Annotated in this window: 5 protein-coding genes; 3 read left to right on the top strand and 2 right to left on the bottom strand. The window is 47.2% G+C overall.

Annotation, left to right across the window (positions count from 1 at the left end; translation table 11 throughout):
• The first annotated feature begins 87 nt into the window (after window positions 1-87).
• A complete protein-coding gene (locus QUB30_RS26405) occupies window positions 88-2025 on the top strand; it encodes a sugar phosphate nucleotidyltransferase (protein WP_333339694.1) in 1938 nt (645 codons plus the stop codon).
• Between the two features lie 239 nt (window positions 2026-2264).
• Here QUB30_RS26405 and QUB30_RS26400 read toward each other — a convergent pair whose 3' ends face one another.
• The gene (locus QUB30_RS26400; protein WP_445300551.1) at window positions 2265-4553 is read right to left on the bottom strand and encodes a phosphodiester glycosidase family protein; all 2289 of its coding nucleotides are present in this window, start codon (window positions 4551-4553) and stop codon (window positions 2265-2267) included.
• A 112-nt stretch (window positions 4554-4665) separates the two neighbouring features.
• Window positions 4666-10137, bottom strand: coding sequence for an AAA family ATPase (locus QUB30_RS26395; RefSeq protein WP_333339687.1), 5472 nt, complete (start codon window positions 10135-10137; stop codon window positions 4666-4668).
• Between the two features lie 1088 nt (window positions 10138-11225).
• On the opposite strand from QUB30_RS26395, the gene QUB30_RS26390 reads away from it, so the two are divergent.
• Both QUB30_RS26390 and QUB30_RS26385 read left to right on the top strand, forming a co-directional pair.
• Window positions 11226-15962, top strand: a complete 4737-nt coding sequence (locus QUB30_RS26390) for a glutamate synthase-related protein (protein WP_333339684.1) — start codon at window positions 11226-11228, stop codon at window positions 15960-15962.
• A 410-nt stretch (window positions 15963-16372) separates the two neighbouring features.
• Window positions 16373-16774, top strand: coding sequence for an endonuclease domain-containing protein (locus tag QUB30_RS26385; protein ID WP_333339681.1), 402 nt, complete (start codon window positions 16373-16375; stop codon window positions 16772-16774).
• The last annotated feature ends 76 nt before the right edge of the window (window positions 16775-16850 follow it).

Genomic DNA, 16850 nt, shown 5'->3' with positions numbered 1-16850 from the left:
ATCAACCCAGAGGACGATCGAGTTTGATTAAAATATCTGCATTTCAGGTTACAGTAATCGCAATATAGATACCCTTAGATAGATGCAATGAAACTTTTTGTGCCAGGCCGCCTTTGTTTATTTGGCGAACACAGCGATTGGGCCGCAGGTTATCGCCCGCGCAATCCCGCTATCGAAAAAGGCTGCACTTTGATTACCAGTACAAATCAAGGAATTTATGCCGAAGTTAACCAACATCCCACACACTTAATTTTGCGGGCTGCTTTAAATGACGGCACAAAAATTGAAGCTGCACTCCCGATGGAAAAAAATGCTCTGCTTGCTGAGGCAGAAAGAGGAACTTTTTTTAGTTATGCAGCGGGTGTTGCTTATCAATTGCTTTCCCACTGCGACGTGAGAGGACTAGAAATTGACAATTATTTAACAGATTTGCCAATTCAGAAAGGCTTGTCATCAAGTGCTGCAATTTGCGTGTTAGTAGCCCGCGCTTTCAATCGCTTATACGATTTAAAAATGAACCTCCGCGCCGAAATGGAAATGGCTTATCTAGGCGAGACTGCAACACCTTCGCGCTGCGGCCGCATGGATCAGGGTTGTGCCTATGGAAATCGCCCGATAATGATGATTTTTGACGGCACGGGAATGGATGTTGTTGAGCTAAAAGTTGCCAAAGATTTGTTTTTTGTAATCGTTGATTTGGGCGCTAGCAAAAATACTCAAGAAATTCTGGCAAGCCTCAATCAGGCTTACCCGTATGCGGCGAATGAAGTTCTAGAAAACGTGCAGAAATATCTCGGTGCAATTAGTTCTCAAATTACCCAAGCTGCGGCCTCCGCTTTACAGCAGGGAGATGCAGTTAAAATCGGCGAGTTGATGAAAGTTGCCCAGAGGGAATTTGACAGGTATTTAATCCCCGCTTGTCCAGGGCAATTAACTGCTCCAGTTTTGCACGAAATCCTAAACTATCAACCGATTCAGCCTTATATTTGGGGAGGGAAGGGAGTAGGTTCTCAAGGAGACGGGACGGCGCAGTTTATCGTGAAAGATGAGGACACTCAGCAGCAAGTTATCGATATTATAAACAGCGATTTCCCCCAGATGGAATGCCTGAAACTGACAATCCGTTCTCAGTACAGAGTCCGCAAAGCCGTGATTCCGGCCGCTGGTTTCGGCACTCGGATGTTTCCGGCTACTAAGGCAGTCAAGAAGGAATTCTTCCCCATTATCGATCGCGAAGGCCGCGCTAAACCGATAATTTTGGCAATTGTGGAAGAAGCTTTGAGCGCGGGAATCGAAGAAGTTGGTATAGTGGTGCAAAAGGGCGATCGCACTTTTTTTGAAGATTTCTTTAAAACTCCCCCGTCTCCCGAACTTTTCCAAAAATTGTCTCTGCAAAATCAGCAATACAGCCAATACTTACAAGATTTGGGCCAGCAAGTGACAATTCTGACTCAAGATGTTCAGGAAGGATTCGGCCACGCGGTATTTTGTGCTAAAGAATGGGCGAACAACGAGCCATTTCTCCTGCTTTTGGGCGACCACATTTACTCCTCGCAAACTGAAAGTTCTTGCGCGCGCCAGCTATTGGATATTTACTCGCAAGTGCAGCAAAGCGTAATTGGTTTGAGAGTAACACAAGCTGAGGTAATTCATCACTACGGCTGCGCGGCGGGAGTTTGGCAGGAACAAGATTCTATTTTGTCTGTGACGCAACTTTACGAAAAGCCGGATATCGAGTATGCGCGGCAGCATTTAAGCGTAGAAGGAATGGCGGATGATTCATTTTTATCAATGTTTGGGATGTATGTCCTCGATCCTAAAATATTTGATTATTTGGCGGAACATATTAACGGCAATTTTCGAGAAAGAGGCGAATTCCAGTTAACTTCCTGTTTGGATAAATTGCGGCAGTTCGAGGGAATGGCTGGTTATGTTGTGCAAGGGCGGTGTTTTGACACCGGATTGCCGGAGGTTTACCGGCAAACGCTGATCGATTTTCCCATATCTGGTGGGTCGATCGGCTAATCAGTCTTAAATTTGAGGCTGACAGGCTCACAACCCTCAAAAATCCCCATCTAGCCTAATTTTGCCGCGCCGCGTGCTCCGACACCCGATTTTGTCGAGTAACGTCATCAAAAAAGTCTAACCGTAAGGTGCGTCTAAACTCCAGTTCCCAGTCCACCTAGGTGAACTTTGTTGGTTTAGTAGCGGTTTCTAACCGCTGAGAATTTACCGACAATTTGCCGACTATTTAAGGTGACGGTTTATGGTTGAATGAAAATACCGATCGCATTATGAACTCTCGCAGCAGTAGACGGAGGTCGATCGAGCAAACTCCCTCCCAAATACAAACTCGTCGAACTTCCCCCATCCAAATTTAAAGCCTCCACAGCACCCATTTGCTGCAATATCTGCGCCAGTTCCGCGAAATTTGGCCCCGCCCCGCCCGCGCGATTGTGCACGGCTACAATTAGCAAATTCCCCGCAGCAGTTCGCCCGATCGCACTTCTAATTGCTGTCTGTCGAACATAGGCATCGCTAAACCCTTCCGCCTTAGCATCCAGCACAATTCGACTGTTTTGTACCAACACGGGCCCGCCGCCTAAAATATAAGGAAAACGGTTGAAATCCGCAGGGATTGTGTTACTTTCCAAACGCAATAAAGTGCCGATAGAAAGTTGAGGGACAGGGGAAAAATCGGAACGCAAAGCTAAAATATAACCGTTAGCTGGAATGGGAAAAGTTGTCGTTCCCGGCGCACCTCCGGGGGATTGGCTGACAACTCGTGAAGCGAAGCTATCCCGTAGAGAATCGCCCGCAACTGTGACAACTATCTCATTTTCAGACAACGGAGTGTAAGTCGCTCCCCAATCGGGATTGTAGCGACCGATTCCCGATTGTACGTAGGCACTATTGAGATGAGAAACAGGCAAACGTTGATTTGTCGGAGTTATCAAGGTTTCTTGCAAAGTCAAACGGGCGATCGCAAATTCGCCCCGATCGTTCCAGGCGATCGCCCCCCGGTTCAAAATCGGCCCGGAAAGCCATTTATTCTCGCGGCGAATTGCCCCTAAAGCTAACCGATTAATTCGATTGAAAAACCCTGCATTAATTGCCGCAGCCGTTCCCGAAACTTCTGCTGTTTGCAATAAAGGTGCAGTGCCTTTATCTGTCGGCGGATTGCTGAGAATTGGTCGAATTTTTACACCTGTTTGACGCGGATTAACTTCTAACCAAACTACGGGAAAACGCGCAGTTCCTAAATTTTGATACTGCTGCCGCCATCTGACTCCCTGTGTCCAAAGAATATTTTTTTCTATTAACGAATCGGGGCGAATGTCGATAACTAATCGATTGGGATTTCCCAAGCTGAAAACTTGCGGCCGCCAACCTAAAGGTATTGTGACTTTGACTTTGGTTTGATTCCCCGCAAGTTCGACTTTTAGAGATAGTAATTGTTTGCTGGTTTGAAACGCGCGCTGGATTAAGGCGGGTGCGATTTTGGCATCGATCGCGATCGACCATTCTTGACCGGCGATCGGTTTTGCGGGCGTTATTTGCAGCGGGAGAGCGGGCTTGGTCGGGTCGTCTGGTGTTTCGAGGTTTGGCGCTGCGGGGATGATTGGCAGCGGGAGAGCGGGCTTTGTGGGGTCGTCCGGCGTATCTGGCGGTGTGGGTGTCGGAGACGGGCTCGGTGTATCGACAAAGTTAACTTGCCAAGGGGCGGGGCGATCGAGATCTACAACAATGCGATCGCCCCATTCTTTTTCTGCTTGCCGAATTCCGGTAACACTTGCAGTTTGAGAGGTAATTTTCAGAATATTCCCATCAGCAGATATCTGCCAGCCGGCAAGTCTAGCAAAATCGGTAACATCTAAGTAACGATACGGGCCTGTTGCCCGCGCTGCTACGCTTTGAGCGCCGGTTAAAGATACCGAAAACCACTGCACCGGTTGTTTAGCACTGTCGGCGCTGTTGAGCAAATCCACTCCCGCACTTTGCATCAATCCAACGTCGGCAATCCAAGTTCGGAAATTCGCAGCAGTGCTGTTTGCCGGCTGCTGAGTCCAAGCTAGGGGCAGGATGCGGCCGTTTAGAGAAACTTGGCGGCCTTGTTTGATTCTGGAAGCTGGCGGTAGGGATTGAGTCAAAAACCTATAGTCCGACAGGGGTTGAAACCCTTGTCTCATAGCTGAAGTCCTCTCAACAGAACTATCTGTCAATATTTCAGTCGGTTTTAACTGAGATGCTGCACCATTCTCAATTACTTGTTTAGGAACAGGCAAGATGCCTGTGAAGCGAGAAAATTCACTCTTCGCTTCACAGGCATCTTGCCTGTTCTTGAGAATGGTGCAAGATGTGAGTTTTAACCCACTTTCGCTATCAGCCAGGGAATTCATTCCCTGGCGGGCTCTCGAAGCATGAATCAACCCAGCCCTCTCGCCCTCTTGTGCTCTTCCGGGTTGATTCCAAAACAAAGACGGGGCGATCGCCAGTATGGGTAAAATCGAGACTGACAATATTGAACGCCAACAGGACAAATTACATTTCACAGCTTACAACTCACAATTTCATTTAAACCCATGGGTATCTAGAAACCCGGAATATCCCTATGTTTCTTGTTACTAAATGGCGCTAATTGCGTTAAATCCTAGCACGAACGGCTCATGTCGGAATAGAAATCACAAACTCCGAACCCTGCCCCAAGGAGGAATTCACTGCTAACGTACCTCCATGTTTTTCCACAACAATTTGGCGGGCGATCGACAATCCTAATCCAGTTCCTTGACCCACAGACTTGGTTGTAAATAAATGGTTAAATATGTTTTCCTTGACTGAGTTCGACATCCCCACTCCATTATCCTTAATGCGAATCAAAACCTGATTGTTGGATTCGCTCAGAGCAGTTTGAACCGTGATTTGATTGGGTAGGGCTTTAATTTGATTAAAACTGCGCTCCTTATTTGACTCCTCCAGAGCGTCAATGGCATTTGCCAGTACGTTCATAAATACCTGGTTTAACTGTCCGGGAAAGCATTTTACGAGGGGCAAGTTACCGTACTCTTTCACAACTTCAATGGCAGGGCGGAACTCGCTGGCTTTTAAACGGTGCTTGAGAATCAGCAGAGTGCTCTCTAGTCCGTCGTGAATATTGAAAGCAACGGGTCGATCGCTATCTGCCCTCGAAAACGTTCTCAAACTCGTACTGATATTGCGGATGCGATCGACTCCCTCCTGCATCGAGCCAATCAATTTGGGTAAATCTTCTCGCAAATACTCCAAGTCTATATCCTCAATTTTTTCTTCAACTTTAGCTCCTGGCTTGGGAAAACTATCTTGATATACATCGATTAGCTCGAACAAATCTTGTAGGTATTCTTGAGCCGGTTGCAAATTGCCGGCGATAAAGCCTACGGGATTGTTAATTTCGTGGGCTACCCCTGCGACTAAATTTCCGAGAGCAGACATCTTCTCACCCTGCACCAATTGCAACTGCATCTGTTTGAGATCGTGAAGATAAAGCTCTAGTTTTTGGGCGTATTCCTGGGATTGCTGATACAGTCGGGCGTTCTGTAAGGAAATTGCAGCTTGGGAGCACAGGATGTTGAGGATGGCGACGCGATCGCGCGTAAACGCCCCGGTTGTGAGATTATTCTCTAGATACAGAATCCCCATTACTTTGCCTTGATGGAGAATCGGAGTGCATAATACGCTCTTGGGTTGGTGCTCAATCATGTAAGGATCGCCAGCCCAGGTGGTTTGAGTGCTGGCACGATCGAATACCAGGATTTCTTTTGTACGTTTGACGTAGTTAATGATGTTCAGAGGAATTGCTTTGCTTTCTTCAACTAGAAGTGATTCCAAGTCACAATCTTGGCGATTTGTACAGTGTACGGCAACTCTCCACTTTCCACCTTCCTCCAAAATTAATGCTCCGGTTTGTGCTCCGGCATTTTGCACTACTACTTGCATCAAAGTAGTTAGCAATTGCTCTAGTTCTATTTCACTGGAAAGAGCTTGAAAAGCTTTGATCACTGTCGGCAAATCTACTAACTCCAAACTGCTGGTGCTACCGATAATTGTTCTATTCCTGTTAGATAGAGATGATTCACTGTTCGAGGTGTGTGTTGTTTCGGTCGGATTCTGGCGAGTTCGCTCCTGTTGCAGGATCACAGCAAGCAATTCGGGGTAGCGCTGTTCTAGATGGTCAATCTTTGCTTTGGCTCCCCAACGAGCGTAAGCATAGTAAGCATCAATTAAATAGGGTTTTGCCAGTTTTTCTTTGCCCCATTCTAAGTAGAATTTGGCAGCGAGTTCGTGAGCAACTGCTTCTTCGTTGATGTACTCGTTTTCTTGGGCGAAAGCAATAGCCTTGTCGTACATCTCGACCGCTTCTATTTTTTGGTTTAAAACCCGATGCCGTTCTGCCTCTACTAGATAGAATTTATGCAGATGATTCATGGGGGCATGATGCGCCCACTGTTGCATTTTTTCTTGATTAGCTTGTACTCGATCGAGAAGTTTCTGTTGTTCAGACTGTGGAGTATCAGAATACACCGCCAACCTCACTAGAGAATCGTAGAAATGGAAAACAGGAACAACGGGCATTCCTATTACTGCATTTAAATAGTTCTCTGCTAGAGCGATATTATCAATCGCTTCTGAGTATTTTTCAAACCAATAACAAAGTAAAAACTTGTTTAAATATATGTAGGCAAATCCCACTTGGTCATTTGTTTGCTGGTAAACTAGCAACTTGATATGCTCATCGTAGGCTTCACCCTTGAGAATGCAGGAATTTTGACTTTTTCCCAGCAGATTCAAGATAGACTGCCAATAAATTTCTATATAATTCAGCGGTTTTTTTTGTTTAATTTTATCAATAGCATCTCTGTTTCTTGCTATCTCTCTTTCAAGGACAGTGAGTTCTTTGCCACTATAGTAAGCTGAACAGGAATACTGTAATAAATTATAGGCTGCATATTCTCTATCTCCTGTCTCCATTCCGCTCGAATAAGCTGACACCAAAGGCTCTAAGGTTTCTCTGAGATGCTCTTTGCAATGTCGGATCAAGAAATTTACTACGAAGGCTGTCTTGGCTTTGATTTCTTGAGAATTTAACTTTGACACTAGACTTAAAGCCAATTGACCGAACTGATAACCTGAATCAATATCTCCCACAACTCCACAAAGAAGAAAACCATAATTGGCGTAAGCAAAGGGAGAAACGGAAGCATTCCCATATTCGACGGATAATTGTACTTGTTTGCATACAGTCAAAGGCAACAGTGCAGGAGCAGCAAGGTATGCAGTAGCAAAGATACTTGATAAAAGTCTTATGGCTGCTAGTTTATAGGGCTCCCTCATTTGAGGCAGCTCAATTAAATCCTCAATTCGCTTCTCGTTAAAAATTGCCGCAGTTTCGCCTAATGCCTGCCCAATATCAGACGGATTTGGCTCCGAGGGAAACTCTACGCCCAACAGTTTTAAAACTTGTAGTCCCGTATTCAGCGCTTCCTGTAACTTATTTTGCGCCATACAAGCTTGCATCTGTACTTCATATACTTTCACTTTATCCAGTAGCATTTTGGCACAGCTTTCCACGACTGATGCCAATTCTTCCATCCGGTCAAAGTCACCGCACAGATATGCCGCTTCTGCTGCTTCGGTATGCAGCCCTAATGTTAGTTCGTATTGATTTTCCCAACTATTTGCTGTCAGTAATTTATTCCCAACATTGAAATATTCAACCGCAGCAGCATAAGCGGTAGCAGCTTTGGCTTTCTTTCCAGCAACCAGATTCAATCGTGCTAATTGCTCCCGTTCTGCCTCCGGGGTAATTAGCTCAACTCCCACATTTAAGTGATTGACAATATCAAAAATTCTTTCTTCTCGATCGGCTTCGGGCGTATTCTTTAACAGCAGTTGACCGATTTGTAAGTGAGTCGATCGCTTTTGGTCTTCGGGAATCAGGGAATAGGCAGCTTGTTGGACGCGATCGTGTAAAAACTTATATTTGGGTAATTGGTCATGGGTAATGGGTAATTGGTCAGATTCCTTCCCATTACCGATTACCGAGTTGCTATTCCCCTCTACTTGATAAAACTTATAAATTTCACTGATCGGTAAAATTAGCTCGTCTTGTAGTGCCTTCCATAAAGCTGTTGCGGTTTCTACTGGCGAATTTTCATCAACAATTGCTAACGTCGCCAAATCGAACTGATTGCCAATACAAGCAGCTAACTTTAAAACTTCCTGTGTCCTGGTTGGCAACTTTCGCAACTGAAGTGCCATGAATTCTACTACATCATCCGTTAGTGCCAAGGTTCGCACTATGGCAATATCGCACTGCCAATACCGAGATTCAAAATTAAATTCAATTAGCCCATCTTCATGCAAAGATTTGAGGAATTGTGTGCTGAAAAATGGATTGCCTAGGGTTTTCTGATAAACGAGTTCTGTCAAAGGTAGAGCCAACGCTGTAGAACAAGCTAGAGTATCGGCAACTAAACTATTTACGTCGGCTCGATCGAGGGGAGCTAAGGTAATAGTATTCACCTTTGCTTCAGTTTTTTGAATCTCTGCTAACGTCAGCATCAATGGATGCGCTGGAAAAACTTCGTTATCCCGATAAGCTCCAATTAATAAGAGATAGCAGTTATCGGTAGCACTCATCAGCAGTTGAATTAATTTTAACGATGCTGAGTCTGCCCATTGCAAATCGTCCAATAAAATCACTAAAGGATGTTCTTTTGTGGTGAATAATTGAAGAAATTTTTCAAACAACAAATTGAAGCGATTTTGACCGGCACTGCCAGAAAGTTCTGGGACTGGCGGTTGCGGTCCGATAATCCGTTCTAGTTCGGGAATGACTTCAACGATCGCTTGAGCGCTATCGCCCAAAGCTGCCAATATTTCTAACTTCCATTGTTCAACTTTAGCATCTGTTTCCGATAGCAATTGTCCCATTAAATCGCGAAAAGCTTGGACAAAAGCTGAAAAGGGGAGGTTGCGTTGGAATTGGTCGAATTTGCCTTTAATAAAGTATCCCCGCTGTCTCACAATTGGTTTGTGAACTTCGTTGACAACAGCGGTTTTGCCAATGCCTGAGAAACCGGCAACGAGCATCATTTCGGCGCTTCCGGCACTCACGCGCTCAAACGCCTCTAGCAGGGAGAATACTTCGCTTTCCCGACCGTATAATTTTTCGGGGATGATGAAGCGATCGCACAAATCTCGCGTTCCCAATTTAAAGGAAGTAATTTGACCTGTCTCTTCCCATTCGTGCAAACAAGTTTCCAAATCAAACTTGAGTCCGATCGCACTTTGATACCTATCTTCAGCATTCTTCGCCATCAGTTTGCTAACAATTTCAGACAGCCCCAATGGAATGCTATTGTTGAGGTGATGGATTGGGATAGGCTGCTTGGCAAGGTGACAGTGTACCAAATCCATTGGATCATCCGTTTGGAAGGGTAACTTTCCTGTTAGTAATTCGTAGAATGTTACTCCTAAAGAGTAGAAATCTGTGCGGTAGTCAATCCCTCGGTTCATCCGGCCAGTTTGTTCTGGAGATATGTAGGGTAAAGTGCCTTCGAGGACGTTGGGATTTTGAATTTCTTGGGTTTCGCGAGGCAGCAGGGAAGCGATGCTGAAGTCAATCAGCTTGACTTCTTTGCTGGTGGGGTTAATCAGAATGTTGGCGGGCTTGAGGTCTTTATGGATGACGTGGTGGCGATAAAGTCCGTCAAGGGCGTTGGCAATTTGAATTGCCATAGGAAGAAACTCGTTAACTGGCAAGCCTTCTACAGGTTCCTTGCTAGCTTCTGCTATACTAGCGAGGTAGCTACTTAAGGAAATTCCCCCAAAGTCTTCCATCACCAGAGCATAGTGGTTATGGTAAGTCTCCAGGCTGTATGCCTTAACACTGCCAGGGATCTCTAAGTTTTTAGCAATGATGTACTGGTTGCGGAAATGAACCAGTTCGTTGAAGCGGGGAAAGTCATTTCGCAGCAGTTTGATCGCGACGGGCTGCCCATTTGAACACCGAAAGCCACGATAAACTAGAGTTCGATTGCCTGCGTATATTTGCTCGTTAATGTGATACCCTAGAAAAAGATTTGTGATGTTAGTCATACCTACGTATTCCTACTGTTTTTGTTAAGCATGAAGCTTCTTAGAGTTAATATCTAATATTGTCCCTCTATCTGCTGCGACATTCATTGAATTACATTTTTCTTAACATATTTGGGATGCCAAACTATGAAAGAGCGATTTGAAAAACAAGACTTTAATTTTCGATCTAATCGCTGTTTGTATGGCAGTTGAGACTAAGAAAATGACTTAGCTTTAGCTGATTGAACGACAGCAGTTCAGGGAAGAGGAACTTAAGAACCTAATTAACAGGCGTGGCCTAATTATGGGATGATTTTTGACACTCTCGGCCCTAAATGGAGTGAGATTGTTGATTAAAAAAGGCTGCGCTGGTTCTACCAGATACTCCATAAATATGTCAGAAATCCTTGAAATAGCCTTCATTGATGAGTTACAAACGTTTTTGGGTCAAAAAACACAAATTAGGGTTGTGGACAACTGTCCACCTGTTTCGGCAAGCCATATTAGCCTGGGTTCTGGACGATCGCTGACAAGACTTGCGCGCAAACTCTGAGTGTAATGGGTGAAATTTTATCAATTTTTTGATAAACTTGATGTTCGCGGCTTGAGAGTTGACTTCACAATAAGACAGGTTTCACCAGTTGTGAACCGCGCTGCTACATTGCACCTACCGACTGAGCGGGCAGGTGGCTTTTGTTTCTGCGGGCGCTGACGAAAGCAACTCAACAGCGCAGCAAGCAAAATAACGCTAAAGTTACTATCTACCTGAGTCCGCAAGGCTACCCTTCCGAACTCGGGAAAAACCCACACAAAAAACTAGATCGCCTGCAATGTGTGTAGTCGCAGGGCGGCGATTGCCCAAAGAATCACTGCTTTTTAACAGCAGGGTATTCTAGGAGACATCTCCGAGGGGATGCGAGCGAGATAATTTAAAATCTGCAAACAGGGTTTCAGTGCTAAGTACAGGCCGCATAGACGTAAATTTTTATCAAATCAGCTTCCAACGTGCTGTCTTAAAGTTTACTAGGCTCCCACCGCTCGGCAGCCTTCTCTCTCCGAGCTATAAAAACGCATCAACCACACAATCACGGAAATAACATTCAATCAACATGGGTAACACGATCGATCCAAACAGAAACAGAAACGTGCATCAGACTGAGCGAGGAACTCCATTCGCCGGCCAAAGCTGGTTAGTGGAAGAAAGAGATGCCTGCGGTGTGGGCTTTATTGCCAACCAAAGCGGTGAAGCCACCCACTCGATTATTGAGAAAGCCCTTCCAGCTTTAACTTGTCTAGAACACCGCGGCGGTTGCAGTGCCGACCAAGATTCCGGCGACGGTGCGGGTTTGATGACCGCGATTCCTTGGGAATTGCTGGATACTTGGTTTGCCGAACAGGGAATTGTGCCTCCGGCGCGGGAAAATTGCGGCGTGGGAATGCTGTTTCTGTCTCAAGATAAATTTCAAGCGACTATAGCGCGGCAGGTGGTTGAGCAAGTTCTGACCGATCGCGGGCTGAAACTTTTGGGATGGCGCCAAGTTCCCATTGTACCGTCGGTTTTGGGCGAGCAAGCGCTAGAAAATCAACCTCAAATCGAACAAGTAATTGTCAGTTCACCACACTTAGCCGGAGACGAACTCGACAGACATCTATTTCTGGCGCGCCGCACGATCGGACACGCGCTGTCAAATCGCCCCAACTTCACCCGCGAAGACTTTTATACTTGCTCTTTCTCCTGCCGCACGATCGTCTATAAAGGAATGGTGCGATCGGCCGTACTGGCAGAATTTTACCCAGACCTGAAAAATCCCGCTTATAAAAGCTCTTTTGCCGTCTATCACCGGCGCTTCAGCACCAACACCCTGCCCCGCTGGCGCTTAGCCCAGCCGATGCGCTTGCTGGGACACAACGGAGAAATTAACACGCTGTTGGGCAATATTACTTGGATGAAGGCGCGGCAAGCGAATTTAGCTCACCCGAATTGGAGTCAAGCTGATATCGACACGTTCAACCCAATTGTCAATCCCGAAAGCAGCGATTCGGCAAACTTGGACAACGTGATGGAGTTGTTGGTGCACTCCGGCCGCACCCCCCTAGAATCCCTGACAATTCTGGTGCCCGAAGCCTACAAAAATCAACCGGATTTGGCTCCCTATCCAGAAATTGTCGATTTTTACGAATATTACAGCGGCATTCAAGAACCTTGGGACGGCCCCGCACTGCTGGTGTTCAGCGATGGGAAACAAGTAGGTGCTACGCTCGATCGCAACGGTTTGCGGCCGGCCCGCTACTGCATTACTAAAGACGGTTTGGTAATTGTGGCTTCCGAAGCCGGAGTTGTCGATATTCCCGAAGCAGATATTGTCGAAAAAGGCCGTTTGGGGCCAGGACAAATGATTGCAGTTGACCTGCAAACTCAAGAAATTCTCAAAAATTGGCAACTCAAACAGCGAATTGCTAAGCGGCATCCCTACGGCGAATGGCTGCAAAAACACCGCGAAACCTTGGAACCGCAGCCTTTTGCCGAAACCCCAACCCTCGACTCGCAAACGCTGTTGGCAACCCAAACTGCTTTCGGCTACACAGCCGAAGATTTGGACATGGTGATCGTCGAGATGGCGAGTTCTGGGAAAGAACCGACTTTCTGCATGGGCGACGACGTTCCCTTGGCTGTGTTGTCAGAAAAGCCTCAGTTGCTGTACAACTATTTCAAACAGCGGTTCGCTCAAGTGACAAATCCGCCGATCGACCCCCTGCGCGAGGGGATGGTGATGTCGCTGACGATGAATGTGGGCCTGCGGGGCAATTTACTGCAAGCAATACCAGAAAATGCCAAGCGGCTAAAAATTGATTCCCCCGTACTCAACGACGCTGAACTGTGTTTCTTGAAAGAGCAAAAGTCTTTCCCCGCAACCGAATTGTCAACGCTTTACAAAATTGCGGCCGGGCCTGGCGGTTTGAAAACCGCAGTCGAGCAACTTTGTCAAAAGGCGGCTCAAGCCGTGCGCGAGGGTTCGAGAATTCTGATTTTGAGCGATCGACTTTTGAAGAAAGAAGGCGATGGATCTTCTGTTGGATTGAGTGCAGAATGCACTTATATTCCGCCCTTCCTGGCAGTTGGTGCGGTTCACCACCACTTAATTAGCGTCGGTCTGCGGATGCAAACTTCGCTGGTTGTGGATAGCGCCCAATGTTGGAGCACTCACCACTTCGCTTGTTTGCTCGGTTACGGGGCGGTGGCTGTTTGCCCTTACTTGGCATTGGAAAGCGTGCGCGCCTGGTGGTCTGACCCCAAGACTCAAAATTTGATGCAGCACGGCAAAGTTCCCAATATTACCGTGACGCAGGCTCAAGCTAGATACCGCACAGCGGTGGAAAACGGGCTGCTGAAAATTATGTCGAAAATGGGGATTTCGCTGCTGTCTAGCTATCAGGGGGCGCAAATCTTTGAGGCGATCGGCATTGGCGGCGATCTGCTCGATTTGGGCTTCAAAGGCACTGTTTCCCGCATCGGCGGTTTGAGTGTCGCGGAACTGGCTAACGAGGTAATGTCTTTCCACAGTCAGGCTTTCCCAGAATTGGTTCTGAAAAAGTTGGAAAACTTCGGCTTCGTGCAGTACCGCCGGGGCGGCGAATATCACATGAACAGCCCGGAAATGGCCAAGGCTTTGCACAAGGCTGTGACTACTTTTAAGGCTCAAACTAACAGTAATGGCAACGGGGCCGAACCCAAAATGACACCAATTGGTGACAAAAATTCGGAAAGTGCCTACGACCATTACGAGGTTTACAAGAAACAGCTCGAAAATCGCCCGGTAACGGCTTTGCGGGATTTGCTGGATTTCCAGAGCGATCGTCCTCCCATTGCGATCGAAGAAGTAGAATCTGTAGCAGATATTGTCAAACGCTTCGCCACGGGCGGAATGTCTCTCGGCGCTTTGTCCCCGGAAGCCCACGAAACGCTAGCGATTGCCATGAACCGCATCGGCGGCAAATCCAACTCCGGCGAAGGCGGCGAAGACCCGGTGCGCTACAAAGTGCTAAACGATGTGAGCGAGGCGGGTTTCTCACAAACGCTACCTCACTTGAAAGGTTTGCAGAACGGCGATACAGCTTCTTCATCCATCAAACAGGTAGCTTCGGGACGCTTCGGGGTGACTCCTGAGTATCTGATGAACGCCGAACAAATCGAAATTAAGATCGCACAAGGTGCGAAACCGGGTGAAGGCGGTCAATTGCCGGGGGCGAAAGTGAGCGAGTACATTGCTTATTTGCGCCGGTCGAAACCTGGTGTCACCCTGATTTCGCCTCCTCCTCACCACGACATTTATTCGATCGAGGATTTGGCACAGTTGATTTTTGACTTGCACCAAATCAATCCGAAAGCAGGAGTTTCGGTGAAGTTGGTGTCGGAAGTCGGCATCGGGACTGTAGCCGCTGGTGTCGCCAAGGCAAATGCTGATGTGATTCAAATTTCCGGCCACGATGGCGGCACCGGTGCTTCACCACTGAGTTCGATTAAGCACGCAGGTTCTCCGTGGGAACTCGGATTGACCGAAGTCCACCGGGTGCTGATGGAAAATAAATTGCGCGATCGAGTTTTGCTGCGTGTTGACGGTGGCTTTAAAAGCGGCTGGGACGTGATTGTAGGCGCTTTGATGGGCGGCGAAGAGTACGGGTTTGGCACGGTGGCAATGATTGCAGAAGGCTGTATTATGGCTCGCGTTTGCCACATGAATAGTTGTCCCGTGGGCGTGACAACTCAACAAGAACACTTGCGGAAACGGTTCCCCGGTACACCGGAACACGTTGTTAATTTCTTCTATTTCGTAGCACAAGAAGTGCGGAGTTTGCTGGCGAAATTGGGTTATAAGTCGCTCGCAGATATCATCGGCCGCGCGGATTTGCTGAAAATGCGCGATGGGGTGAAACTAACTAAAACCCAAGCGATTAATTTGGATTGTTTGACCAAGTTACCGGATACTAAGAGCGATCGATCTTTCTTGATCCACGGCGACGTACACACCAACGGGCCTGTGTTAGACGACGATTTGCTCGCGGATGCTGAGATTCAAAGTGCGATCGCCAATCACGGCACTGTTAGCAAGAATGTAAAATTGGTGAATACCGATCGCACTGTGGGAGCGCGTTTAGCAGGTGCGATCGCACAGCAACACGGGAACACCGGCTTTAGCGGTCAAATCACGCTCAACTTCACTGGTAGCGCGGGCCAAAGCTTCGGCGCGTTCAATTTGCCGGGGATGACTCTGGTACTGTCAGGCCAAGCCAACGACTACGTTGGTAAAGGGATGCACGGCGGCGAAATCGCGATCGCACCCCCGGCTGGTGCGACTTATGATGCTTCTGAAAATGCGATCGTCGGTAACACTTGTTTGTACGGTGCGACGGGGGGAACTCTGTTGGCTGCGGGTAAAGCTGGCGAACGGTTTGCGGTGCGTAACTCGATGGCGAAAGCAGTCATTGAAGGTGCGGGCGATCACTGCTGCGAGTACATGACTGGCGGCGCGATCGTCGTGTTAGGAAAAGTCGGCCGCAACGTCGGCGCTGGAATGACTGGCGGCTTGGCTTATTTCCTCGATGAAGATGGGACTTTCCCGGCTCATGTCAACGGGGAGATTGTGAAGATGCAGCGCGTTTGTACGGCGGCTGGGGAGGCGCAATTGAAGGAGTTGATTGAGGCTCAGTGCGATCGAACTGGCAGCAAGAAAGCTGCGAAGATTTTAGCAAATTGGTCGGAATATTTGCCTAAGTTCTGGCAAGTTGTGCCGCCAAGTGAAGTGAATTCGCCGGAGGCTTCGGAACAAAAGATTGCTGTGGAAGTTTAATTTTGCAGTTGATTAAATAGATGAGGGGCGACGCGAGTTGCCCCTTTTTTGCATCTACCGGACTTATACCATTTCTCTAAAATCGTGCAACACTCTTCGATCCCCCCTAGCCCCCCCGCTGCATTGCGGGGGGAACAAGAATACTGTTGCATTCTTTTTTAAAATTGGTATTACACGGATAGTTCACAAAACCTCAAAAAACCCTCTTGCTCCCCCTTAGCAACGGGGATAAAAAAAGCCAAGCAAGCAACGAAAAAACCTCTTGCTCTCCCCCCTTAGCAAGGGGGGGCTGGGGGGGGTAAAAAAAGCCAAGCAAGCAACGAAAAACCCTCTTGCTCACCCCCTTAGCAAGGGGGGGCTGGGGGGGGTAAGAAAAGCCAAGCAAGCAACGAAAAGACCCAAATATAAAAATGACAAAACTTTACAACAAAACCTCAGAAAAACTCAAGCGACAGCGGCTTGGCAGAGAAATGACAAAAGCTGAAAAACGTCTCTGGGAGAAAATCAAAAACAGACAGCTTGAGAATTGTAAATTTCGCAGACAGTACAGCGTAGCAGAATTTGCGATCGATTTCTACTCGCCGGAAATCAAGTTAGCACTAGAAGTTGACGGTGATAGTCATTTTCAAGAAGGTGCTGTAGAATATGATGCGGAAAGGCAAGAATTTATTGAATCAGCAAGAATTAATTTTTTGAGGTTTACAAATGATAATGTTTATCATAATTTGGATTGGGTTCTAGATGTGATTGTAGATGGGATTAAATCGCTGAGAACATTAGGTGTTTTACCCCCCCCAGCCCCCCCTTGCTAAGCTATGCCTTACTCACATCTTTCTTAACAAAGGCGCTCCGGCTTCAGCCGGAACGACCTCCGGGCGCTCGCTGCCT

Source organism: Microcoleus sp. BROC3, from assembly GCF_036702515.1.
Taxonomy (GTDB): domain Bacteria; phylum Cyanobacteriota; class Cyanobacteriia; order Cyanobacteriales; family Microcoleaceae; genus Microcoleus.
Note: the sequence above shows the minus strand (reverse complement) of the source record. Positions and strands in the feature narration are given on the sequence as shown.